43 protein-coding genes and 1 pseudogene are annotated in these 21,163 nt (G+C 37.1%); 42 read left to right on the top strand and 2 right to left on the bottom strand.

Annotation, left to right across the window (positions count from 1 at the left end; translation table 11 throughout):
• A complete protein-coding gene (locus tag CJZ72_RS14175) occupies positions 1-321 on the bottom strand; it encodes a helix-turn-helix domain-containing protein (protein ID WP_002293178.1) in 321 nt (106 codons plus the stop codon).
• A 292-nt stretch (positions 322-613) separates the two neighbouring features.
• On the opposite strand from CJZ72_RS14175, the gene CJZ72_RS14170 reads away from it, so the two are divergent.
• The 3 genes from CJZ72_RS14170 to CJZ72_RS14435 are packed head-to-tail and all read left to right on the top strand — an operon-like array spanning position 614 to position 1,246.
• Positions 614-817: a helix-turn-helix domain-containing protein gene (locus CJZ72_RS14170; protein WP_002296611.1), complete on the top strand. Its 204-nt coding sequence runs from the start codon at positions 614-616 to the stop codon at positions 815-817.
• A 14-nt stretch (positions 818-831) separates the two neighbouring features.
• Positions 832-1,059: a helix-turn-helix transcriptional regulator gene (locus tag CJZ72_RS14165; protein ID WP_095444018.1), complete on the top strand. Its 228-nt coding sequence runs from the start codon at positions 832-834 to the stop codon at positions 1,057-1,059.
• A 13-nt stretch (positions 1,060-1,072) separates the two neighbouring features.
• Positions 1,073-1,246 carry a hypothetical protein gene (locus CJZ72_RS14435; RefSeq protein ID WP_002290313.1) on the top strand — a complete coding sequence of 58 codons (174 nt, stop codon included), beginning with the start codon at positions 1,073-1,075 and terminating at the stop codon, positions 1,244-1,246.
• 113 nt (positions 1,247-1,359) lie between these two features.
• Here the strand turns inward: CJZ72_RS14435 and CJZ72_RS14160 are convergent, their stop codons facing one another.
• Positions 1,360-1,767: a hypothetical protein gene (locus tag CJZ72_RS14160; protein ID WP_095444017.1), complete on the bottom strand. Its 408-nt coding sequence runs from the start codon at positions 1,765-1,767 to the stop codon at positions 1,360-1,362.
• A 52-nt stretch (positions 1,768-1,819) separates the two neighbouring features.
• Between CJZ72_RS14160 and CJZ72_RS14155 the strand changes: the two genes are divergently transcribed.
• The 39 genes and pseudogenes from CJZ72_RS14155 (at position 1,820) to CJZ72_RS13980 (ending at position 21,149) form a co-directional block, all read left to right on the top strand.
• A complete protein-coding gene (locus tag CJZ72_RS14155; RefSeq protein ID WP_002347913.1) occupies positions 1,820-2,545 on the top strand; it encodes a Rha family transcriptional regulator in 726 nt (241 codons plus the stop codon).
• Between the two features lie 175 nt (positions 2,546-2,720).
• Positions 2,721-3,062, top strand: a pseudogene (locus CJZ72_RS14150) (hypothetical protein).
• A complete protein-coding gene (locus tag CJZ72_RS14145) occupies positions 3,055-3,726 on the top strand; it encodes a Sak single strand annealing protein (RefSeq protein ID WP_002323155.1) in 672 nt (223 codons plus the stop codon). The pseudogene CJZ72_RS14150 and the gene CJZ72_RS14145 overlap by 8 nt, the downstream one beginning before the upstream one ends.
• A gap of 5 nt (positions 3,727-3,731) precedes the next feature.
• A complete protein-coding gene (locus tag CJZ72_RS14140) occupies positions 3,732-4,418 on the top strand; it encodes a putative HNHc nuclease (protein ID WP_002342028.1) in 687 nt (228 codons plus the stop codon).
• Positions 4,419-4,424: 6 nt separating this feature from the next.
• Positions 4,425-5,264 (top strand): phage replisome organizer N-terminal domain-containing protein, encoded by an 840-nt coding sequence (locus tag CJZ72_RS14135; protein WP_095444016.1) that lies wholly within the window; start codon positions 4,425-4,427, stop codon positions 5,262-5,264.
• A gap of 16 nt (positions 5,265-5,280) precedes the next feature.
• Positions 5,281-6,132: an ATP-binding protein gene (locus CJZ72_RS14130; protein ID WP_002323158.1), complete on the top strand. Its 852-nt coding sequence runs from the start codon at positions 5,281-5,283 to the stop codon at positions 6,130-6,132.
• Positions 6,129-6,488 (top strand): DUF1064 domain-containing protein, encoded by a 360-nt coding sequence (locus CJZ72_RS14125; protein WP_002317837.1) that lies wholly within the window; start codon positions 6,129-6,131, stop codon positions 6,486-6,488. Before CJZ72_RS14130 ends, CJZ72_RS14125 begins: the two co-directional genes overlap by 4 nt.
• A 14-nt stretch (positions 6,489-6,502) precedes the next feature.
• Complete coding sequence (locus tag CJZ72_RS14120) at positions 6,503-6,664, top strand: hypothetical protein (protein WP_002290675.1); 162 nt, start codon at positions 6,503-6,505, stop codon at positions 6,662-6,664.
• A gap of 2 nt (positions 6,665-6,666) precedes the next feature.
• The gene (locus CJZ72_RS14115) at positions 6,667-6,978 is read left to right on the top strand and encodes a hypothetical protein (protein WP_095444015.1); all 312 of its coding nucleotides are present in this window, start codon (positions 6,667-6,669) and stop codon (positions 6,976-6,978) included.
• A complete protein-coding gene (locus CJZ72_RS14110; protein ID WP_095444014.1) occupies positions 6,966-7,277 on the top strand; it encodes a MazG-like family protein in 312 nt (103 codons plus the stop codon). Before CJZ72_RS14115 ends, CJZ72_RS14110 begins: the two co-directional genes overlap by 13 nt.
• The gene (locus CJZ72_RS14105) at positions 7,274-7,492 is read left to right on the top strand and encodes a hypothetical protein (protein ID WP_002371788.1); all 219 of its coding nucleotides are present in this window, start codon (positions 7,274-7,276) and stop codon (positions 7,490-7,492) included. The genes CJZ72_RS14110 and CJZ72_RS14105 overlap by 4 nt, the downstream gene beginning before the upstream one ends.
• A gap of 154 nt (positions 7,493-7,646) precedes the next feature.
• A complete protein-coding gene (locus tag CJZ72_RS14605) occupies positions 7,647-7,820 on the top strand; it encodes a hypothetical protein (protein WP_162836632.1) in 174 nt (57 codons plus the stop codon).
• The gene (locus tag CJZ72_RS14100) at positions 7,817-8,167 is read left to right on the top strand and encodes a hypothetical protein (protein ID WP_002329408.1); all 351 of its coding nucleotides are present in this window, start codon (positions 7,817-7,819) and stop codon (positions 8,165-8,167) included. Before CJZ72_RS14605 ends, CJZ72_RS14100 begins: the two co-directional genes overlap by 4 nt.
• Complete coding sequence (locus tag CJZ72_RS14095) at positions 8,164-8,532, top strand: YopX family protein (protein ID WP_095444013.1); 369 nt, start codon at positions 8,164-8,166, stop codon at positions 8,530-8,532. The genes CJZ72_RS14100 and CJZ72_RS14095 overlap by 4 nt, the downstream gene beginning before the upstream one ends.
• Positions 8,529-9,059 (top strand): DUF1642 domain-containing protein, encoded by a 531-nt coding sequence (locus tag CJZ72_RS14090; protein WP_095444012.1) that lies wholly within the window; start codon positions 8,529-8,531, stop codon positions 9,057-9,059. Before CJZ72_RS14095 ends, CJZ72_RS14090 begins: the two co-directional genes overlap by 4 nt.
• On the top strand, positions 9,056-9,397 hold the full coding sequence (locus CJZ72_RS14875) for a hypothetical protein (protein ID WP_232509757.1): 342 nt from the start codon (positions 9,056-9,058) through the stop codon (positions 9,395-9,397). The genes CJZ72_RS14090 and CJZ72_RS14875 overlap by 4 nt, the downstream gene beginning before the upstream one ends.
• The gene (locus tag CJZ72_RS14080; RefSeq protein WP_073981115.1) at positions 9,394-9,591 is read left to right on the top strand and encodes a hypothetical protein; all 198 of its coding nucleotides are present in this window, start codon (positions 9,394-9,396) and stop codon (positions 9,589-9,591) included. The genes CJZ72_RS14875 and CJZ72_RS14080 overlap by 4 nt, the downstream gene beginning before the upstream one ends.
• A complete protein-coding gene (locus CJZ72_RS14075) occupies positions 9,588-9,818 on the top strand; it encodes a hypothetical protein (protein WP_002335857.1) in 231 nt (76 codons plus the stop codon). Before CJZ72_RS14080 ends, CJZ72_RS14075 begins: the two co-directional genes overlap by 4 nt.
• 6 nt (positions 9,819-9,824) lie before the next feature.
• Positions 9,825-10,028, top strand: coding sequence for a toxin PIN (locus CJZ72_RS14070; RefSeq protein ID WP_095444011.1), 204 nt, complete (start codon positions 9,825-9,827; stop codon positions 10,026-10,028).
• Entirely contained in the window at positions 10,025-10,324 is a 300-nt protein-coding gene (locus CJZ72_RS14065; protein ID WP_095444010.1) for a hypothetical protein, read from the top strand. Before CJZ72_RS14070 ends, CJZ72_RS14065 begins: the two co-directional genes overlap by 4 nt.
• Positions 10,314-10,478 (top strand): hypothetical protein, encoded by a 165-nt coding sequence (locus CJZ72_RS14600; RefSeq protein WP_002304478.1) that lies wholly within the window; start codon positions 10,314-10,316, stop codon positions 10,476-10,478. The genes CJZ72_RS14065 and CJZ72_RS14600 overlap by 11 nt, the downstream gene beginning before the upstream one ends.
• Positions 10,479-10,566: 88 nt before the next feature.
• Positions 10,567-10,983, top strand: a complete 417-nt coding sequence (locus tag CJZ72_RS14060; protein ID WP_095444009.1) for an ArpU family phage packaging/lysis transcriptional regulator — start codon at positions 10,567-10,569, stop codon at positions 10,981-10,983.
• 391 nt (positions 10,984-11,374) lie between these two features.
• Positions 11,375-12,298, top strand: coding sequence for a DUF6731 family protein (locus tag CJZ72_RS14055; protein ID WP_095444008.1), 924 nt, complete (start codon positions 11,375-11,377; stop codon positions 12,296-12,298).
• A gap of 24 nt (positions 12,299-12,322) precedes the next feature.
• Positions 12,323-12,793, top strand: a complete 471-nt coding sequence (locus CJZ72_RS14050) for a hypothetical protein (RefSeq protein ID WP_095444007.1) — start codon at positions 12,323-12,325, stop codon at positions 12,791-12,793.
• Positions 12,794-12,850: 57 nt separating this feature from the next.
• Positions 12,851-13,081: a hypothetical protein gene (locus tag CJZ72_RS14045; protein ID WP_010725646.1), complete on the top strand. Its 231-nt coding sequence runs from the start codon at positions 12,851-12,853 to the stop codon at positions 13,079-13,081.
• On the top strand, positions 13,078-13,278 hold the full coding sequence (locus CJZ72_RS14040) for a hypothetical protein (RefSeq protein WP_002335852.1): 201 nt from the start codon (positions 13,078-13,080) through the stop codon (positions 13,276-13,278). The genes CJZ72_RS14045 and CJZ72_RS14040 overlap by 4 nt, the downstream gene beginning before the upstream one ends.
• Complete coding sequence (locus CJZ72_RS14035) at positions 13,271-13,645, top strand: HNH endonuclease signature motif containing protein (protein WP_025480154.1); 375 nt, start codon at positions 13,271-13,273, stop codon at positions 13,643-13,645. The genes CJZ72_RS14040 and CJZ72_RS14035 overlap by 8 nt, the downstream gene beginning before the upstream one ends.
• Positions 13,646-13,810: 165 nt before the next feature.
• Entirely contained in the window at positions 13,811-14,290 is a 480-nt protein-coding gene (locus CJZ72_RS14030; protein WP_095444006.1) for a phage terminase small subunit P27 family, read from the top strand.
• Positions 14,283-16,007, top strand: a complete 1,725-nt coding sequence (locus tag CJZ72_RS14025; protein WP_095444005.1) for a terminase large subunit — start codon at positions 14,283-14,285, stop codon at positions 16,005-16,007. The genes CJZ72_RS14030 and CJZ72_RS14025 overlap by 8 nt, the downstream gene beginning before the upstream one ends.
• Positions 15,997-16,161 (top strand): hypothetical protein, encoded by a 165-nt coding sequence (locus tag CJZ72_RS14595; protein WP_173302534.1) that lies wholly within the window; start codon positions 15,997-15,999, stop codon positions 16,159-16,161. Before CJZ72_RS14025 ends, CJZ72_RS14595 begins: the two co-directional genes overlap by 11 nt.
• A 12-nt stretch (positions 16,162-16,173) precedes the next feature.
• A complete protein-coding gene (locus CJZ72_RS14020) occupies positions 16,174-16,605 on the top strand; it encodes a hypothetical protein (RefSeq protein WP_095444004.1) in 432 nt (143 codons plus the stop codon).
• A 14-nt stretch (positions 16,606-16,619) separates the two neighbouring features.
• Entirely contained in the window at positions 16,620-17,804 is a 1,185-nt protein-coding gene (locus CJZ72_RS14015; protein ID WP_095444003.1) for a phage portal protein, read from the top strand.
• Positions 17,746-18,297 carry an HK97 family phage prohead protease gene (locus tag CJZ72_RS14010; protein WP_058128655.1) on the top strand — a complete coding sequence of 184 codons (552 nt, stop codon included), beginning with the start codon at positions 17,746-17,748 and terminating at the stop codon, positions 18,295-18,297. Before CJZ72_RS14015 ends, CJZ72_RS14010 begins: the two co-directional genes overlap by 59 nt.
• Before the next feature lie 41 nt (positions 18,298-18,338).
• A complete protein-coding gene (locus CJZ72_RS14005) occupies positions 18,339-19,526 on the top strand; it encodes a phage major capsid protein (protein ID WP_095444002.1) in 1,188 nt (395 codons plus the stop codon).
• A complete protein-coding gene (locus tag CJZ72_RS14000; protein ID WP_080105918.1) occupies positions 19,523-19,780 on the top strand; it encodes an Ig-like domain-containing protein in 258 nt (85 codons plus the stop codon). The genes CJZ72_RS14005 and CJZ72_RS14000 overlap by 4 nt, the downstream gene beginning before the upstream one ends.
• Positions 19,781-19,791: 11 nt before the next feature.
• Positions 19,792-20,076, top strand: a complete 285-nt coding sequence (locus tag CJZ72_RS13995; RefSeq protein ID WP_095444001.1) for a head-tail connector protein — start codon at positions 19,792-19,794, stop codon at positions 20,074-20,076.
• Entirely contained in the window at positions 20,054-20,389 is a 336-nt protein-coding gene (locus tag CJZ72_RS13990; RefSeq protein WP_095444000.1) for a phage head closure protein, read from the top strand. Before CJZ72_RS13995 ends, CJZ72_RS13990 begins: the two co-directional genes overlap by 23 nt.
• On the top strand, positions 20,386-20,781 hold the full coding sequence (locus tag CJZ72_RS13985; protein ID WP_095443999.1) for an HK97-gp10 family putative phage morphogenesis protein: 396 nt from the start codon (positions 20,386-20,388) through the stop codon (positions 20,779-20,781). The genes CJZ72_RS13990 and CJZ72_RS13985 overlap by 4 nt, the downstream gene beginning before the upstream one ends.
• The gene (locus CJZ72_RS13980; protein ID WP_002329393.1) at positions 20,778-21,149 is read left to right on the top strand and encodes a hypothetical protein; all 372 of its coding nucleotides are present in this window, start codon (positions 20,778-20,780) and stop codon (positions 21,147-21,149) included. The genes CJZ72_RS13985 and CJZ72_RS13980 overlap by 4 nt, the downstream gene beginning before the upstream one ends.
• Positions 21,150-21,163 lie beyond the last annotated feature (14 nt).

Raw genomic sequence — 21,163 nt, 5'->3', positions numbered from 1 at the left:
CTATTCATTTTCTTCTAAAGCTTTAGCAATTGCAATCGCTTTACGCATTGTCTCCTTAGATATTTCTTTTCCGTCAAAAGAGAATACAGTATCGTCTTCTGATAAATCCACATGTTTAGGGGTTTCTTTTTCTTCGCGCCCCAGAAGATAGTCTACAGAGACATCGAAATAGTCAGCAATTTCTTGCAAACGTTCTGTAGAGGGGTTTGAGTTCTTAAGTCTATATAAGACGTTTTTACCATAACCTAGGTCTTCTTCAACTTTATTTAATGATTTTCCCTGTTTTTTCGCTAACTCTTTTATTCTCTCAAACGTTATCATATCAATATTCCTTTCGTTCAAGAAAAGATATTTAACTTTATTTGTTAAAATTAGTTGACTATTTTAACAAAAGGTGTTAATATCATTCTTGTAAACAAATTTAACAACTAAAAAGACAACAAAAAACACTTTTGATTATTAAACGCCAACCGCCAAGAAAGCTTTTAAAATCAATGTTTATATGTCTTGTTTAACTATGTTCTGATTTTAACACTGTATGTTAATTTAGTCAACGAAGTTTTTTAAAAAGTTGTTAAATTTGTTTACGAATATAAAAGAAAGGAGTTTTAGTATGACTGACATTGCAGAAATCACTCAACGAGATAGAGAAAAAATCAAAGAATATGTCGAAAGTTCAAAGTTCTTAACTTATACCATGCTCGCTGAAAGATTCGGCATTAGCAAAAGCTACTTATCTTTAATTTTAAACGGTAAAAAGACTTCTGCAGAAGCAAACAGAATTATAGATTCGATTATCACTATGTACGAATTGTAGAGGGGGAAAACGAAATGGCACAAGAACTAATCAACAAAAATGATTTAGATTCATTTCTTATAGGCTACGTTCCTAAACGCTATCTGACTCAAAAAGAAGCAGTTCATTATACAGGAACGTCAGCAGGAACTATTAACGAATGGGTAAAAAAAGGGTTGAAAGTAATCATATTCGGTGAAAACAGCCGTCCGAAATATGACATCAAAGATATTGATGAATTCATGGCGAAATACAAAGTTTAGAGGAGGTAAGCGGATGGGTAAATTCAACAGAGCACTAGTATTCAGCGCACCGCTAATCGTCTATGCTTTAGGGCTTTGGGGAAGTAGACAAGCGTTGATAGGAACGATTGTTTACATGGTTTGGATTTTTATGGGGCTTGATGAAGCTGAGTACAGAGCGAAAAAGCCAACCGAGGGGGCTGACTAAAGTGTGGTTCTGTTTATTAGGTGTTTATCTCGTGGCCGTTTTAGGAAATAACTACATGAGAAAACGCGGCGAATACTGGTATACATCCTATGCGGTTCTAGTATGTCTAATGCTTACAATTTTTCTAATGATTTATTCAAAATAGGTAATACTTTGTCAATCAAATAAGTTTCAAGAGATTTTTGTTCTGCATTAGTGTTGCCGTAACCAAAACGGCTTAAGAAAATTTTCATAACCTCTATATCTTCATTTTGAATATATGGCAGGACTGCATAACCTGATGCTTTTACAGCAGATATATTTTTATCAGTGTTACTACCAATACAAATACCCACGTTGTTGAGAAATGTTGAGAAAGTTGTTTGTATTGTTTGGGTTTTCGAATCGTGTTTTTGTAATTCAATTTCTTTATCCTTCATCGATTCAGCATGCTTATTATTTATAACCGCTGTAATCAAAGGGGATATAAGAGCTACTAAAGCTAGGATAATCGAAATTGTGATCGTGTTATCAAAACTCATTTTTTCACCATCCAGTTTTTACCTAAATTATACCAAAAGGAGAGAAGAAATAATGCAAGAATTAGTAATTTTGAAAAATAAAGAAGCTGTGACTACGAGCTTGCAAGTAGCTGAAGCTTTCGAAAAGAAACATAAGCATGTGCTAGAAGCAATTGAATCAGTAAAAAGATCGGTCGAAAATTCGGCCAATGTTGAAGATGTGCTCAATTTTGAGCAGATGTTTGTAGAAGGAAACGAGCCGGACACGTATGGGAGGAGTCGGAGAGTTTTTTTCATGAATAGAGATGGATTTTCCTTGTTAGCTATGGGATTCACTGGAAGTAAAGCAATAAGTTTCAAACTCAAATTTATTGAAGCATTCAACGAGATGGAAGATGTCATTCGTAAAAATACTGTTCCTCAAACGATTGAAGACATGATGATCTACCAATTAGAAGAAATGAAAGATGTAAAAAAAGATGTCTCCATGCTTAAAGATACTATGCGAATTAGCGGACAACAAGAGTTTGAAATTAAGCAAAAAGGAAATATGAAAGTTATGGAAGTTTTAGGAGGTAAAGAAAGCCGAGCTTATGAAGAAATCAGTAAAAAAGTATTCTCAAAATTTTGGTCTGAATTTAAACGTACCTTTTCAATCCCAAGATATGGCGAGTTACCTCGTAAGAGATTCGATGATGCTGTTTCATTTATTGAAATGTGGTTACCAGAAACTGCAATCCGTATGGAAATCGATCAACTGAACAGACAACAAAGACTTTTCGGTGATGAAAATGAATAGGGCTGAAGCGCTAAGAATAGGGACGGTAATTGCTAATCGCTGGTGGAGACACAATAAACCAAACATCCTAAGCCAACAACATATTGATAAGCAAAAAGCATGGCAACAAATAAAAAGCGACTCCGCCGGCAAGCATTGAGTCGCAAACAAAATACATCTAAGGAGATGTTACCACATGGAAAAAGAACTTTCCACTCTAGATCAATATTTAACTGATCCCGAATGGGGCAAGTCGAAAATTGAGGAAACAAGTGGTCGAAAAATCAGAAGAAATCTTTTGACAGATGAAGAACTAGCATGTGATCAAGACGATTTGGGCAATTTTGTGAGTATTTAGGGACATGTCTACCTTATCCATCTATGGAAGCAGCCAAGAAAACCTGAATACATCTATGTCATCGAAGATGGCTTGATTGATGCACTAGAAGAGTACGACAGAGATAACTTGATTGATATCTCTTATTACGGATCAGGTAAGAAATACATTGCTGAAATGGAGGCAGAATTTGATGAGTGAAATCAAAGGGACAACGAACTTTGAAAAACTTTTTAGTCGTAAGTTAAATAAAATTCTCAAGAAAAAAGGAAATTTTGATTATTTATCTTGGGCTCACGCATGGGAGATTATGAAAAAGAATGATCCACAGGCAACGGTAACTATTAATGAGTACAAACACTACAGAGTTGTTTCTGGAACTCATCAAGACTTTCTTGTTGAGGAATACAAACCTTTTCTTATGGACGAAACAGGGACTTATGTATCTGTCTCAGTAACGGTTAAAGGACACACGGAAACCGAGTTATTTCCAGTTTTAGATTATCGAAACCAACCAGTTGTTAAACCAAATGCTATGCAAATCAATAACTCATTGAAGCGATGCTTTGTGAAAGCATTGGCTCTACACGGACTGGGATTATATGTATTTCAAGGGGAAGATATTCCAACGCCACCTAGAATCGATACAAAGAAATTAAGCATGCTAGAGACGATTCTAGAAGCTTTCAATGAGCAGATGGGTAAAGATATGACCAAAACCTTAATTGAATATGTTAATGAGCAGACAGATAAATTAGGGCTCTTAGCTGATAACGTTGAAACTATTGAACAGTTAAGCTATGAGCAATGCGCCTTGATGGAGCGAGCAATAGCAGCTAAGAGAAAAGAATTGGATAAGAAGTGATATGAGTGTTTAAACCACTAATAGATTCATACTCGGCGGTACTAAAGAAATTTAAAGGTAACGACATTGGTGCAACAATCAACGAAGAAGTAAATATCGAACGGCTGAAAACGATGTATGACGGCTATGATGGCGATCGAATCATTGAAATTCGTTTTATTGATCCACGTCGGTTCACCGTACAGCAACGAAACTTCATCTATGCACTCATAGGCGATATTTTCATCGATACAGGCATGCCAACGGACTTCTGGAAGGAATTCTTCTACTTCCGTTTTGAAGGTGTCACAGGGCGCAAAATAAGCCTCAAAGACGAATCGAATACAACTGTGAGTGATGCTAATGTCTTAGCAAATATCATCTTAGATTTCATCTTTGAACATCATATTCCTTTCAAAGAAGGCTATGAGATTTTACCAGCGAATCAAGAATATTACTTCTACAAATGCATCACAAAAAGAGTCTGCTGTATCTGTGGCAAAACAGGAGCTGATATTGATCACTTTGACAAAGCGCTGGGAAGACGGAAGCGCAAAGAAGTTGATCATTCAGAGTACACATTTGCAGCACTCTGCAGGATTCATCACACGGAGAAACACAAGATAGGTGTGATCAATTTCAAAAATAAATATCAAATCAAAGGGATTAAGTTAAACCAGGAAACAATTAAGAAACTTAGAATAGGAGGGTAAAAAATATTGTCTGACAACAAACGCTACTACTATTTAAAACTAAAAGAGAATTTTTTCGATAGTGACGAGATGGTTCTCTTAGAAAGTATGCCAGATGGCTATATTTATTCTAATATTCTTCTCAAACTTTATTTAAGAAGTCTAAAACACGAAGGTAAGTTGATGTTTAATGACAGGATTCCATTTAACTCTACAATGCTCGCAACTATTACAAGACATTCTGTAGGAGTCGTAGAAAAAGCGGTACAAATTTTCCGTGATTTGCAACTTATTGACGTATTAGATAACGGAGCAATTTATATGTCTGATATACAAAGTTTCATTGGAAAATCCTCAACTGAAGCAGATAGAAAAAGAGAATACAGAAAGAAAATAGAAGAGGCAAAACGGAATTTAATAACTGGAGGACAAGTGTCGGACAAATGTCCAGACAAAACTACACCAGAGTTAGAGATAGAGATAGAGATAGAGAAAGATATAGATATAGATAAAGAAGAAAAGAAAGGTAAGTATTCTGACGAACACTTACGCCTTGCTAAAAAATTGCAAAGTAATTTAACTGAAGATTTTCCAAAAGAAATGAACAAAGTAGATATCGAAAAATGGGCAGACACAATCAGGTTGATGGAAGAAAGAGACAAAGCATCTATAGAAGCGATTGAGTATGTGATCAATTGGCTACCTACAAATGAATTTTGGTTTGGAAATATTAGAAGTGCTAAGAAATTGAGAGAAAAATTTGAGAAGCTCAAATTCGAAATCAAAGCAGATAAAAATAATCATAAAAAGCAAAGTCAAAAACTACAGTACAGCAATCCTAGTGAATATGACGACTTGCCAATTTAAAAAGGAGATGCATCACATGGAAAGCCTAGCAAATGCTATGGAGAAGCTAATAAGAAGAGTATTAGTGCAAAGCGGAAAATGTCCAGAATGTAGCGAACCTTTGTATAGTTGGCGAGCTAAAAATAAGGATGGTTCAGAACGTTGTAAACCAACATGCATGAGTTGTGGTTATAAAGCGTTACGTGTGAAAGAGGATATACAGACCGAACGGATATATAACGACAGCTTAAAAGCACGAGCGTTGAGTTTTTTTCAAAATGGTTCGGTATTAACAGATAAAACTTTGTTTAAATGCAAAATGGAGAATTATCACGTAGTAGACCAAGAAACGAAAATTGCTTTAGAAAGAGCTAAAAGCTATGTAAATGATGTCCTACTGAATCATCCTGCACATTTCATTCTATCAGGGAAATCAGGAAGCGGAAAAAGCCACTTATCAATGGCCACAGCTTGGGAAATACTTGAGCGCTCAAATTATGACAAGAAAATACTTTTTATAAGCTATCAAGAATTATTAGAGCAAATAAAGTTTTCTTATAACAATGCTGAACTGAGAAAAGAAATTGAAGGATCACTTATAGCCGATATTAAAACAACTGATTTGGTGGTTTTTGACGATATTGGAGCTGAATTAGGTAGCGGGGTATCAAATAGTAGGCAGTTTACAAACAACACGTTAAACACGCTCTTAGAAGCCAGACAGAACAAGGCAACGATCATCACAACAAACTTATCTGGTCCTGAACTAAGAGAAGCCTACGGCGAAAGAATTGTTTCTAGGATATTTAAGAATTCAGAAGGTTATGCGCTGAAATTCCAACAAACAGCAGACAAGCGCATAAAACCAGTGAAAGGTAGTATCGCATGAATAAATACCGTAATAAGAAAACTGTTCATCGAGGTATCAAGTTCGATTCTATCGCAGAAGCAGAGTACTACGATCTAGCCTTATGGCAAGCTGAAGCGAACGGCTGGAAAGTAAAACTTCAGGAAAGATTTGAGCTGATGCCGAAATTTGAACTAGACGGAAAGAAGTATCGCAAGATCGAGTATATTCCCGACTTCACATTTTATAAAAACGGCAAACTTGTCAAAGTCGTAGATGTTAAAGGGATGCAGACAAAAGATTTCAAAATCAAAGCGAAACTCTTCTGCAGTCAATATCGAGTACCGCTGATCTTAGCGAAGAAATATCGGAATACGTTCAAGGAAGAACGGTTTTAACGAGGTGATCCATCATGACAACAGAAGAAGTGATTCAAATGCGCATTCGAAACATCCAACGTGAAATTGACGATCTGGAACGAACAAAGGCAGTGATGGTCAATGAAACGGCTAGAAAGGCAATCGATTTGCACATAGAGAATTTAAGAAGGGAAATTCGTAGATTGGAGGAATGAGCGTGGATAAGAAAGCGACAATGAAACGAATTGCTGAATTAACCAAGTCAGAATCTTGGCAAGAAGACAAAGAAATAGTTGCAGAAGTCCAAAAGCTTGGTAAATCAATGTGGACTGAAAAAACCAAACGGAAAATGCCGAGAAAAATCGCAATCTGGCATGGTGATCGAATTCTAGTAACAGGTACTGCTGAACAGTTATCTGAAATTACTGGTCTGAGCAAAAACATTATCTGGGATAGAGCGAAGAATATGGATATTGATTCTAAAGGACGACAATTTAAGTATGTGGAGGAGAAAAAATGGACGAACTAATCACAAAAGTAGAGCAGTGGGCAAAAGATAAGGGATTGGATCAAGCTGATTCCAGCAAGCAAATGTTAAAAACAATCGAAGAGATTGGGGCAGTTGCCGCTTCTCTAGCTAGAAAAGATGAACATGGTTTAAGAGACGGAATTGGAGACGTAGTAGTAACCTTGATTATTTTAGCTATGCAAAATGATATGGATTTGTACGAGTGTCTGAACCAAGCATACAACGAAATCAAAGGACGCACAGGGAAAATGGTAGATGGTGTATTCGTGAAGTCGAGTGATTTGGAGGAAAGCGAATGATAGGTTTAACAATATTTTGGTGTGCGATTGGTGGCTTACTAGCATTTCTAGGATACTACCTCATCTGTGAAAGTAGAAAAGGAAGAAAATATACAGTGACAGGTATTGTCCTGTTAATTATCGGAATTCTAGTTGCAGTTGGAGCAGAACTGAATCTTTATGTAAATGGTACACAAGAAGATTTGGTGCGATTTATGTTTTGGATGAAGAATTAGGAGGACAAACAGTAGATGAGGAAACATTAAAAGAATAACTAGAAGAACACTTTACTAATCTAGAAAATATCAAGTTGATAGCTAGTGAATCATTTAAACCATTGTACGAAAGCTTAGTTAGAACATTGAAAGAATATTTTGAGGAGGACAGCGAATGATGATGCCAAAAGAAATCTATTCAGATGCATTAAGAGGTGCTAGAAATCAATTGAAAATGGCAAAAAGAGCGTACAAAATCCATCCCACCATCGAAAATGAACGCAGAGTAAAAGCCATTCGCCGTAGATGTTCAATTTACGGCGAGTTACAGAAGGAGGACAGCAAATGAACTATACACAACAAGAACTGACTGATTTATGTCCAAAAGATGTGGCTGAATTCATCAATAATGAAGTCCTGCCTGAATATGCAGATGGTTTAAATACAGCAGAAAACGTTACAGATTTTATGATTAATGATGCTATTGATCGTTTGAGATTTTTAGAAATAGATTGTATTGCTTATTATCGTCTACACGCAGAAGTTGCTTTGATTGATCCGTATATTGCTTTAAGCCAAAATCGAAAAATACTCGTAGCCTATATTCAGACTGTTTTTGATAGTTGGTCTGAGGAAATAAGGACTAGTTTAAAAAAATCAGAAATGGCTTCTATTTTGAAGGAGGGCAGCAAATGATACCGAAGTTTAGAGCTTGGTACACACCATTTAATGGTAAAACAATTGGACAAGAAATGAAATATGGACAAGCAGGAAGGTTGATCACTCATGCTGAAATGGCTCCAGATAAATATGTGCTCATGCAATCCACAGGAATGAAAGATAAGAATGGTGTGGAGATATTTGAAGGGGATTTGGTAGAGCATGACGATAATTTAAATGGTGATTGGGAAACATTTGAAGCTTGTGAAGTTGTATATGACAAAGATTACGCTCAATTTTGTTTTAAATGGGATGCCGGTAATTTCCTGACGGATTATCGCAATTTAAATGTTATCGGAAATATCTACGAGAATAGCGAGTTATTGGAGGAACAGCGATGAATAAAAAAGTATTAATTGATAAACAAGCATTGATTGATGAATTAATGAAAATACCTGGTGTGGGATCTAATAGTGACGCTTTAGAAACGATTAAACGTTTCCCATCGTACGAACCGCAAAAGCCAGTTGTGCCGAAATGTGCAGAGCAATGGATAGAAGGGCACTGTGCGCCATCTGATGTAGTCAATTTATTTATAGAAGTCACTTGCGCAACAGATTCCGATGGTTTCATTGACAGTAAGTGGAGGTGGTCTACCGATTTTTACGAATGGTTAGCTAACGATGCTGACACGCTTTATATACTGTGTGATGCGTTGCGATACGGCTACGAGGTCGAGAAAGAGCCGTTGTACAGAGTTAAAATAGGCGAGGGATATTTCGTTGAGTATCAAGGAAGAGGCGCGTTGATTATGCCTGACTGTAATAAAGAGATTAAGATATTTGATTCGAAATCAGATGCCGAGCGTACTGCTCAGACAATCGGTGGAACAGTGGAAAAAGTGGAAATAGCAGAAAGCGAGGAATGAATGTGAGTGAAGATGAAAAAGCATTGACAGATGCCTATTACTGGCTGTCCATGTATAAATCTGGCGCTATAACGGAAGGTGTAGCAATGGAGAAAGTAAAAGAGGCTATGTTAAAGCAACCTCAACTCAACGACAACCAGAAAATCGTGTTGGAGTGGTTGAAACTAACTGCGCCAACAGGAAAGCCAATGCAAGTTGTATTTTGGATGATGAATAATGCAGCATGGGGGCATTTAGACGAATTAAGGGATCCTTTGATGGAATTAACAGACAAAGAGCAATTCGAAGTCCTAACAGCATTCGCTCAATGGGGATTAGAACAGGAGGAAGCGGGATGAAAACATACACAATCAAGTTTTATGGAAATAAAACCTTTGTATACATCCTAAGCGGTCTCAGACTTGATTTTAGAGGCTATTCAAAAGAAGACCTTTTAGAATCCTTATATGGTTACGGATATTTAAATGAAGATGAACTAATAAGCTTAGAGAAATTTACAAATGCTTGGACGATTGAGGAGGAAGCGGAATGAAATACGAAATACCACTAAGTGAAGCGGGCATTCAAGCAATTATCAATGGTCGGGAGGTTAACATAGAACTTCCTGATGGTACTGAATTAGTCATCAGACAAAGTTATTTGAAAGATATGGCAGCTCCAGTATTAATTGATCGTTTTAACGTGACTGATTCTGTGGTAGAGAACCATTTAAAAGAATTTCGATCAAGTATAGACGACACTTTCAGATTAGGGAGTTGATTGACAATGAACAACAGACACCGCAGAATAACAAAACTAAGAAAACAGGAACTGAATGTACTAAAGACAAAGTTTGAAAAAGAATATGGAATTTCAGCAGAAGAAACATATAAAGTGGCAAGTCAGTGTGTTGCTGATGCAAGTGATGCTATTCGTAAGTTTGGAATTTCGATATTAAGTGATGATCGTAAATGGGAGGATAAAGAATGAAACTAAAAGACGGATTTTACGCTAGTAGTCATGGTATCGGCGGTTTAATGCTAGATATGCCGACAAAGAATCCTAAAAAACGTAAGAAACCAAAAGTCAAAGTCGGTGACATGGTTCGCTGTGAAGCAGAAGAGTTCATTTATCCGTTTCGTGGATATGTAGAACACGTCTATAATCACTCAGCGATCATTCGTATTGAAAACACAATGGAATGCGATAAGTGGTTAGCGAAAAGCAAAGAGAATTTAGCTGTAGCGAGATTGGTGGATATGGAGGTTATAAACAATGAAATTTAAAATCTTTGAAGAGGACACTCGTTATAAATTAGAAAAAGAATTAAACGATTTTGCGAAAAACAATGAGATTCAGCATATATCTTTAGCAACTTCTAAGAGAGGTTATGCAAATTACTATGCAGCTGTTGTGAGCTATGTAAGTCGAGAAGTGTAACTCGGCAAATAAAAAAAGCCGGATCGCTCCGACTGATTCAATAAATCCAACACATTTATTATATCACATAAAGGAGCGGTTTGACTTGATGCAATTGTTACGAGAGGTAGATTTCAAACAGACAAGATGTAATGCGAGAGATGTGCTGAAGAACTTTCGGCGTTTGGAGCGGATGGTAGGTCGCTCTTTGATAGATATTAAGTCTCCGATTATTACGGATATGCCGAAGGCACCGAAGCACGGCAATAAGACAGAAGACGCGATCATTCAGTTGATGGATATAGAAGCGGAGAGAGACGCGATTTTAGCGGCTTTGATGGCTCTTAGTCTGATTAGTCGCCAGATACTCTACTACAGCTTCTGTGACGTAAATAAGCACTCTAATTATGAAATAGGTCAATTGATACGAGGATACGGAGAGAAGAATGTAGAGAAGTTGAAATCCATCGCGTTGATCGAATTTGCAGAAGCATATAAAAAAGGCGTATTAGTTAAGTATCGTTGATTTTGTAGGGTTTTTGTAGGGATAGTGTAGGGTTTTTGAGCGGTTTAACGTGATATTATGATAGTGTCGAAAGATTAGTGATAGGTCTAAGACAAAATAATAATAAAAGGAACATCGTTTTATTATTGTTTCACAATTAAGCTTCGATAGACAGCAGCGGAAATATTAAGAATAAGGATGTGAATTTTAACTCCTTCTAAATTGTTCTTATTATCTATCATCCGTTGCTGTCTATTATTGGTCATTGACGGGGAACGTAAGTTCGTGGTATCTTATTATCATAATCCTTATGATTATATCTGCTAGAAAAGAAGTTTAGAAAGCGATTGTTTTCTCGACTTCTTTTTGATTTAATTAATGTAGCAGATATTCAAATAAGGAGTGTTCATTAATGGTGAATAAAAAAAGACAAGTAAGATTTGAGTTTTTTCAAGTAAATGGAAAATATCAAGAAGAGGGTAAAGTAGAAAAAGGATTATTTGATTTATATCCATTGGCTGATGAGATAAATAGAATGAACCAGTTTACTGATAGAGATGTCATCCTTTTTGGAGAAAAAGTTAGAATGGATAGATTTTTCGAAATATCTAGTAGTCCTGAACTATACGCGATGCATTTTACTAGATTAAGAAATGATAAACCTGCATATGTTGAACTAAACAATGAAGTATTGAAAGAAATCCCGCTAAATCCTGGTGAATATATAGCTGAGGATATTAGTTGTTTGTATGACAGAGAATTATCTGTTTTAATGGTACAAAGAAATATACATAGTTTATCCCCTTCAGGTATTGAAGAATATTTTACCGAAATGAGTTCAGACGGGGTAGAAATTGAACTATTGCCAGTTGTTAATAAATCAATTATCGCTAAAGCTTTATCTAATGAGAAGTTCCGTAAGCTAGAGTTAAGGGCGGGGTCAGCGAACACGAGTAAGGATATGAATGGGATAGGAAGAATATTGGGTCCTTTTTTAGAAATGTTTGAACAATTTGAGGGAACTAATTTTGTTATTGAAATTAGTTCGGGCAGATCGAGAAAAGATTTATCTGAAGAAAAAATGAAAGAAATAATAACTGCGATTGAGGAAGATAAGAGTTTGTTTAGTTCGGCAATTGTTTCAGCAAAAAAATCAAAAGAAATACCAGTTGAAAAATATGACCTAATAAATGGAAAACTTTATGTATATCGTTCTTTCAATCTGCCAGAAGGCGGATTTTTAAAATCAGATAGCGTTATAGATAATATTAAAAATTATTATTTTCATCCTAGTGAAGGTGGATATAGAAGGCAAGTTATCGAGGCTTTAAAATAATCTAAAGAAGAGTGGTGAGATATCATGAACAAGAAACATCATACGTTTTTTTGGATTTTCCCATTTCTTACGGGTGCTGCGTTTGTTTGGGTATGTTGGCTAACTCAATTTTCCTATACTGATGAAGGATTTGATAATTTGTTAGATTCTATGATTAATTTCACATCAATTATTATAGGATTCTATTCAGCATTTTATGGAATTCTTATAACGATAAAAGAAACCAGCTTTATGAAGAATATACGGGGTTCTGCTATAGAGAAAAAATTGAAATATCAATTATTTATATCCTTGTTGAGTGCTTTTACAACTTTGATATTATCGATGTTACTCCAAATATTTCAATATAAAGAAACCCTTTTTTCATTTGTAATATTTTATATATGGATGTTCTGCTCAGGCTTATTTATGGCATTGTCTTTACAAACAATAATTTTGAGTTTGGAGATAGTTTTTGAATCTGATCCTGAAAAGAAAGGGTTCATTAATAAATAAGCACAAAAAGATCACTCATTGAGTGGTCTTTTTATTTTGCGTAAAGGAGGCTACATAATGAGAAACTACTGGTATATATCGCTAACTAATGAATATCCTCGAACCATTGATGATTGTTCAGTGCGTGTTGTGCGTTCTGTACAAATGAAAGGGAAGTACTCTATTGTCGAAATGCTAAGAGAAGCTACACCAAACGAAGTGGATAAATGCAAGCTGATATATTGCGGTCATGGCTATTGGAAAGACGAGTATATCCAATACAACATAGAGAGGTGGATAGATAGATGAGTTACCTCGAACATTTGAAACGTTGCTACATGCATTCTAAGAATAAATTTCCTGACAGCTACACAAAAGAAGAAATTGTCCTTCACGTGCTAAAGACAGAAAGCAGTCATACGAATACCTACGCGGATACATACAGCAAGGCAGAGCAGATGGAAGGCTGGACAAGGTTCTTTGGTTGGGTACACGAGAATGCCTAAAAGGAAATGCTCGGTCGCTTGGTGTCGTGAGTATGTAGACTTGCCCGAAAGATATTGCGAGAAACACAAAGGCAATGCAGACAAGACGTATAACAGAGAAGTAAGACACAACAAAGAGAACATGAAATATGCTCGCTTCTATGCTTCAAGCCAATGGAAGAAGCTAAGACGTAGCAAGCTGGCAGACCAACCACTATGTGAGGAGTGTTTGAGAAATGGGAAAATAACCAGTGCTACGATAGTCCATCACAAAACGGAAGTAAAAGAAGATTGGGATAAAAGGTTAGACTACGATACGTTAGAAAGTATTTGCCAGTCGTGCCACAACAAAGAACATAAAAAGGCATATAGCCTTAAAAGGCTCTAATTTGCGTTCTAAGGCGTTTTACCTAAAGTGTATATAAATATACTAAATAATAGTTTTGATAAAAAATAAGCCCCCCTATGTCGCTAGAACGAAGAAAATCGATGCCCTCCCTTCTCGAAAAAAAATTCCCTTTAGAAAATTTGTAAAATAGATAGGAGTGATGAAATGAGCAAAGGCAGGCCGAAGAAATTGCTTAACGCAAGCAAAAAGAATTACACAAAAGAAGAAATTGAAGCTAAAAAAGCCGAAGAAGAAAAGCTATACAACTATCCAAGACTGGACTTTTCAAATTATCCGGTCGGACTTTTGAAAGAAGCGAAAAAAGAGTGGGATAGAATCTCTCGCTACATTCAGGACTTGCCTATTTCAGAACTAGACCAACAAACAATGATTCGCTACTGCAACTACTCGTATCTGTACGACAAAGCGAGCAAAGAGTTAGACGAACAAGGTTTTTTGATCGATGGTCGTAAGAATCCTTTGATCGATACTGTCAATTCATTCTCGAAAGAACTAAAAACAGCCACTAATGATTTAGGGCTGACAATCAACTCTCGGTTAAAGATCGTTAATCCTCAAGAGTTAGAGAAAGAGCCTGACGACCCTTTTGCTGAAATGATGAACGAAGTTGATAGTGATGATTGATCACGTTCAAAAATACATCGATGCAGTGGAAGCAGGCGATATTTTAGTTGGAGAGAAAATACAGCAAGCTATTGATCGTCATAAATCAGATATTGAGAAATCGAAGCAAGATGATTATCCATTTTATTATGATCCAAAATATGCGAAAAATATTGTTAAGTTTATTTCAATGCTTCCTGACCCAAAATCTGGTAAGCCGAATAAACTAGCTAAGTTTCAAAAATTCATTTTAGGCATGCTGTGGGGCTGGCGTAGAAAGAAAGACAATACTAAGCGTTTCAGAAAAGCCTATCTTTCGCTAGCACGTAAGCAAGGAAAATCGTTGATCGTTTCAGGGATTGCGCTGTACTGTCTAATTTACGAACGAAATCCACGACAAGCAAGACAGATATACGCTACTGCTAACAAACGAGATCAAGCGAAAATCGTTTTCACTATGGTTAAGTCACAACTAAAAGCCTTACGTGGAAAAAGTAAAGCGATCCAGAAATTTACAAAGGTTCTACAAAACGAGCTTACTACGACAGATGATTCATTTATGAAACCACTGTCTGCTGATGCAGATACATTAGACGGTCTCGATACATTATTGGGCATTTTTGATGAGTATGCCCTGTCTAAAACAACGGAAATGATGGATGTTATCGAAACGTCAATGGGGCAACAAATCGAACCGCTAACGATTATCATTTCAACGGCTTCAAGTAAACTAAACTATCCAATGTACTCGATAGAGTATCAGTATGTAAAGAAGTTACTAAAAGAAGAAGTGGTAGGCGATGAGTATTTAGCGCTATGTTGGGAACAGGACAATGCGAAGGAAATTGCTGATCCTGAAACATGGATAAAGTCTAATCCTTTGATGGAAATTCCTGAACAAAAAGAAAGACTTACAGAGAAAAAACAAAACATGCTAAATGAAGGTAGAGCAAAAGGTAGCATATCCAATGCTCTTACAAAAGAATTTAATATGTGGGTGCAGTCGTCTCAGGAAAGCTACATGAATGAAGAAGAATGGCTTGCAGCTATTGCACCTGATTACATCAAAAAAACAGATTTAACAGGTCGAGAAATTTATGTTGGTGTCGATTTATCACGAGTGAATGACTTAACTTCTATTTCGTGGGTCATTCCAATCAGAGAAGAAAGTAAGTTTTTTGTTGATAGCTATTCCTTTGTAGCCAATCGTGGCGGAATTGAAGCAAAAGAAAAAGAAGACAAAACGCCATACAGGCAGTACGAAAAGGCGGGATACTGTACGATCAGCAGTAGTCCAGACGGCTTAATCGATTATCATGATTTAGTTGATTGGATAACTGATTTCATAGAAAGTAATAGTTTTGAACTAAAAGGAATTTTTTATGATCCATACAACGCTGGCAATGTTATTACTGATCTATCGAAATTCTATGAAAAAGAAATGATTGAAACACGCCAAGGATTGATTACTTTGAACGCACCAACGAAGCAATTGAGGACTGACATTATTCAGGGCAAGACGGTTCATTCCAACAACCCTCTACTAAATCGGGCGATTAGGAATGCAATCACGAAAGAGAATAACGACACAATCATGATTGATAAAGCAATGAATCGAAACAAGATTGATCCTTTAGATGCGTTGATTAATGCTTACACGCAGGCAATGTACCATGATTTTGATGAAGAAGACATAAATGAATTAATTGAAAAAGGAGAGTACGGATTTGGTTGGTAACTTATTGCGAATATTAGTAATTTTACTTTATGTGCTGGGACTAGCTTCATTCGTAGTCGCGGCTTTTTTGTTTAATTTGGTAGTTGGTTTTTTAACAGTTGGTATCTGTTTGATGCTGACTGTTTTTATTTTGGTTCGAGAGTCTGGAATGTAGGAGAGAATCAGTATGGAATTCTGTATGCCTAACAAAAATGAATATACTTTTGTCACGGAGAAAAAAATGGCTAGTGGAATGACAACTAGAATTACTTTCCAAGGTGTTCATTGGGATAACCAAAGAACTGCAGAGTTTAGTGTGTGGTTGACTGTATTTAGAAAGAGAAAACAAATAAGCAATATAGTTTTACACGAGACTGGCAAAGATGGTCTAAAAACGCTTCTTTTTGCTAAGACTGCGATTTTAGATTTTGAAAAATTTATTGTTGAAAAATATGCTGATTGTCATAAGAAAATATTTATTAATATAAGTTGGGATGACTCTAGAAGAAGAAATGTATACTATCGAGGATTAAAAAAAGAAGGATATGCATTTAACAAATTCAATCGAAAAAAAGTGCTGTCAAAAAAAATATACGATAGTCATATGGACTATAGCTGAGGGGAGGTGAATCAATGGGATTATTTTTTAAAACAGAGCACCGAAGCTTGTCGAGTCGTTCTGAATCAATGATGGATCTGATAACGAATGCAGATGGAACAGTGACAATTAATTTTGATGGGGAAACAGCGTTAGAACAATCCGATGTTTTCACCGCAATTAAAATCTTATCTGGTGATATTGCAGCAAGCAAGTTCAAGTTTGTGGACGAAAAGAATACGAATCCTCAAAAATTAGATTTATTAAATGCTAAGCCTAACTCATCTATGACGCCATACACTTTCATGTTTGCGACGATGGCCCAAATGCTCCTGTCTGGTAACTCATTCGCGATTATCCATGATGACTGGTTAGAGTTTGCTAAACCGTCTCAAGTAGTTGTTTATGAGGACTTAGAGACAGGCTTGTTGAGGTATGAGTACACCAACAAAGCTGGAACGTCTTATAAAGTTGATAGTTCGGAAATGCTTCATTTTAAATATGTGACTGTAAACGGAAAAACTGGTATCAGTCCATTAGACGCTCTAAAAACTGAGCTTTCAATGCTAGATAATGGCAATAAGATGTTGAGTTCGTTTTTCAAAAAAGGTATTCAAGCTGGCGGTGTGCTGAAACTAAATAAAGGCACGCTTAATAATTCTTCGAAGAAACAGATTAAACAGGATTTTGAAGAGGTAAACAGCGGTGCTTCAAACGCTAATAGCGTAATTGTTTTGGACGATACACAGGAATTCAAACAGTTTGAAATTAACACTGACATTTTGAAAATGATTCAAAATAATGTGTACTCGACGAAACAGATTGCTAAAGCATTTGGTATTCCACTTTCACGTTTTGGTATGGAACTAGTGAACACCAAAGACGACGCTGCAAACGATGTGTATGTATCAAGTACGCTACGTGCGCTTTCTCGGATGATTACAGATGAGCTGTTCATTAAGCTAGGAATCAATGTGGAGTTGGATTTCTCAACGCTAACTGGTCAAGACATGGCTTCTCGTATGAATAAAGCTATGGACGGTGGCAACGGTGGAGACGGATATCTGTTAGTTAACGAAATCAGGAATTATTACGGATTAGCTGATATCCCTGGAGGAAACGTTATCTACACCAAAACCACAGCGAAAGGAGGTGTAAATAATGGAAATGGAAATTCGGAGCCTAGCGGAAGTTCAATCAGGGGAGAACCGAACGATTGAAGGCTACGCACTTAAATTTAATTCATTAAGCAAAGATTTGGGGGGCTTCAAAGAGATTATTTCTCCTGAAGCACTAGCAAACACTGATCTATCTGATGTTCGATGTTTTGTGGATCACGATTCCAGCATGGTTTTAGGACGTACAGCTTCGCAAACATTAGAACTGACTGTTGATGATATTGGACTGCATTTTAGATGTCAGTTGCCGAACACCTCTTATGCGAACGATTTGTATGAGTCAATTAGCAGAGGAGATATCAATGAATGTTCATTTGGTTTTGTCGTTAGAGACGACTCTCAAACATGGACACAAGAAAACGGTACGTACATTCGGAATTTAAACAGTATTGATGAACTCTTTGAGATATCAATCGTATCAATTCCAGCATATAACGGAACGGATGCAGCACTTGCACAGCGTTCACTAAAACGAGCTATCGATGAGCAAGAAAAACGAAAACTACAGATAGAGCTAGAACTTCTAAATTACTAGAGGTTCTTTTTTTATGCCCAAAAACAAAAGGAGGAAAGATTTTGGATAACGAAAAGTTAAAAGCAGAAGCGCAAAAAGCGCTTGATTCAGGCGACTTGGAAAAAGCAAAAGGCTTGTTAGCTCAGATTCGGGCTAATAAAGAGCAAGAAGAAACGCAAGCACAACTCAAGACAGAGCTAGAAGACGAACTAAAAGGTCTAGGCGCTTCTGATGAACCTAAAACAGAGCCTGAAACAGAAGAACCGGCTGATCCTGAAAAGGATAAAGAACTAGAAAAAAAGGAAGAAGTACCACCTATTCCGCCTAAAAAGGACGAAAAAAAGAAAGAAGAGGAGAAAAGATCAATGGAAGTTATCCTAAACGACAAAAAAGAAACGTACACACGCTCGATCAATCAATTCATTCGTACAAAAGGAGAAAAACGCGACGGATTGACAACAGTCGGAGCAGAAGCAGTTATTCCAGTTGACCGTATCACTAAACCAGAAAAACAACCCGAAACAGTTGTCGACTTACGTCAACACGTAGGACGCGTGCCAGTAACAACAGGTACAGGATCATATCCAATTTTGAGAGCTAACAAAAATAAAATGATCTCTGTGGCTGAATTGGCTAAAAACCCAGCGTTAGCTAACCCTGAATTTACAAAAGTAAACTACGAAATTGACACTTACCGTGGATACATTCCAGTTTCTCAAGAAGCATTAGACGATTCCGATATCGATCTAGGCGGTTTGGTCGCTGAACATATCCAACGCCAATCTTTGAATACATCAAACGCTGCAATTGCTGCAAAATTGCAAACTGCAACAGCGAAAACAGTGACTGATATTGATGGTTTGAAAGATATTGTAAATGTAACGATTGACCCAGCTTACAACGTGAAATTCATTGCTTCTCAAAGCTTCTTTAACGAGTTAGACAAAATGAAAGACAATGACGGACGTTATTTATTGCAGCAAGATGTGACTGTCGCGTCTGGTTACAAACTATTAGGGCGTGAAGTTGTTGTAATGGCGGATGATGTAATTGGAAAAACAGCAGGAGACAAAGTAGCATTCGTGGGCGACCCTTCACTTTTTGTTAAATTCTTTGACCGTCAACAAGCTTCAGTACGTTGGGTAGACAATGATGTATATGGTCAACTATTAGCTGGCTTTGTTCGTTTCGATGTTGAAGTAGCCGACACTGCTGCAGGCTTTTACGTAACACTGGGCCCAAAAGCATAGACCCATCCGGCGTAACGTTAAACAAAACAACGACTACGCTTGCGGTGGGGGCATCAGAAACACTGTCAGCGACTGTCTTGCCAGCTGACGCAACGGACAAATCGGTTAAATACAGTTCTAGCGATGAGGCAATTGCCACAGTAACGCCGGTTCAAGGCAAAATCACAGGTATTGCAGCTGGTACAGCAACAATCACTGCAACAACTGCAAACGGAAAAACTGCGGTGTGTGAAGTTACCGTAACTGCTGAATAGGCGGTGATTGAATGGAATTAAGCGAGTTGAAAAACTTTTTGCGAGTGGATCATGACTTGGATGATGATTTACTCGCAATGCTCCAAAAAACAGCAGAAGAATTCATTTTAGGCTCGATTGAGGTAGAAATGACTGCTGATAAACGCTTTGATTACGCTGTGACGTTGCTTGTTTCTAACTGGTACGAAAACAGAGTAGGTACTTCTACGCAGGCGCTGAATGAAATTCCGTTTGGAGTTACTGCTTTGATTCATCAGTTGAGGGGGTTGGAACATGGCGCTAATCAAGACGAGTGATCTAACGCAACGTGTGGAAGTTGTAAAGGTTACTAACGGAAAAGACGAAGATGGTCAACCAATCAAAACAGAAAAAACGGTTTTTTCGTGTTGGTCTTGCGTTCAAACACAACGCTTGAGTGACGTTAAGGCGTCGATTGGTACGGCTTTGGAAGGAACACTGACGTTCATTATCCGCTACCAACAAAAATCAGAGCTAACCAATGATATGAAAGTGCGTTGGAATGGAAAAACGTTTGAAATCATTACGATTACGAAAGGCGAGTTTGCGAAGGACTTCACGACAATCATTGCAAAAGAGGTTTCAAAATGAGTGTAGAAGTCGATGCAACCGAAGTGTACAAAGCGCTTAGGGAAGTAAAAGCAAACGTTCAACGAGTGGAAAGCCCAGCACTTAGAAAAGCTGGGGAGTACGCTCAAGAAAAGTTACGACAAAACACACCTTACTGGGATGGAACGAAGTCAAACGGTAAACGTGGTTCGTATATGCAAGAACATGCTAAGAACAATGTGGTTACAAGCTCGGTAAAAAACGGATTGATAGAAGTCGGCTATGACAAAGATGTTTCTTGGCGGATGCACTTTATCGAGTTCGGAACAATCAAACAACGTCCAAAAGGTTTTGTACAAAAAACACAAAAGCAAATCGAAAAACAAGTAACACAAATCATTGCTGACGAAGTAAAAAGGAGGCTAGGACTTTGAAAACGGCAGTATCACAAGTCTATTCAATTCTGAATAGCAATGAAAAAACAAAGAACATTGATTTTTACACCAATAGTGTTCCGGAATCAGCTCAAACAGTACCTAGCCTTCCAGTTGGCAGAATTACAGAGATATCCGGCAACTATGAAGATTTCGCAAGCAACAATCCTTTGACCATTCAATTTAACGTACAGGTAGATGTATGGGTGTCAACCATGAAAGAGGTTGATGCCTTTTATTTTGCCCTTGATGAGGTTATGAGGGGGAATGGTTGGCAATGCGCATACACGGAACAAACAGATGACGAGGACTTGGAAGGTGCAAAGCGGATTATCAAACGATATGTAGCAAATATTTCACTAAACTAAAAGGAGAGAAAATA

Origin of the sequence: Enterococcus durans (assembly GCF_002277935.1) — a bacterium.
In the GTDB taxonomy this organism is placed as follows: domain Bacteria; phylum Bacillota; class Bacilli; order Lactobacillales; family Enterococcaceae; genus Enterococcus_B; species Enterococcus_B durans.
This window is presented reverse-complemented; position numbering and strand designations above follow the sequence as displayed.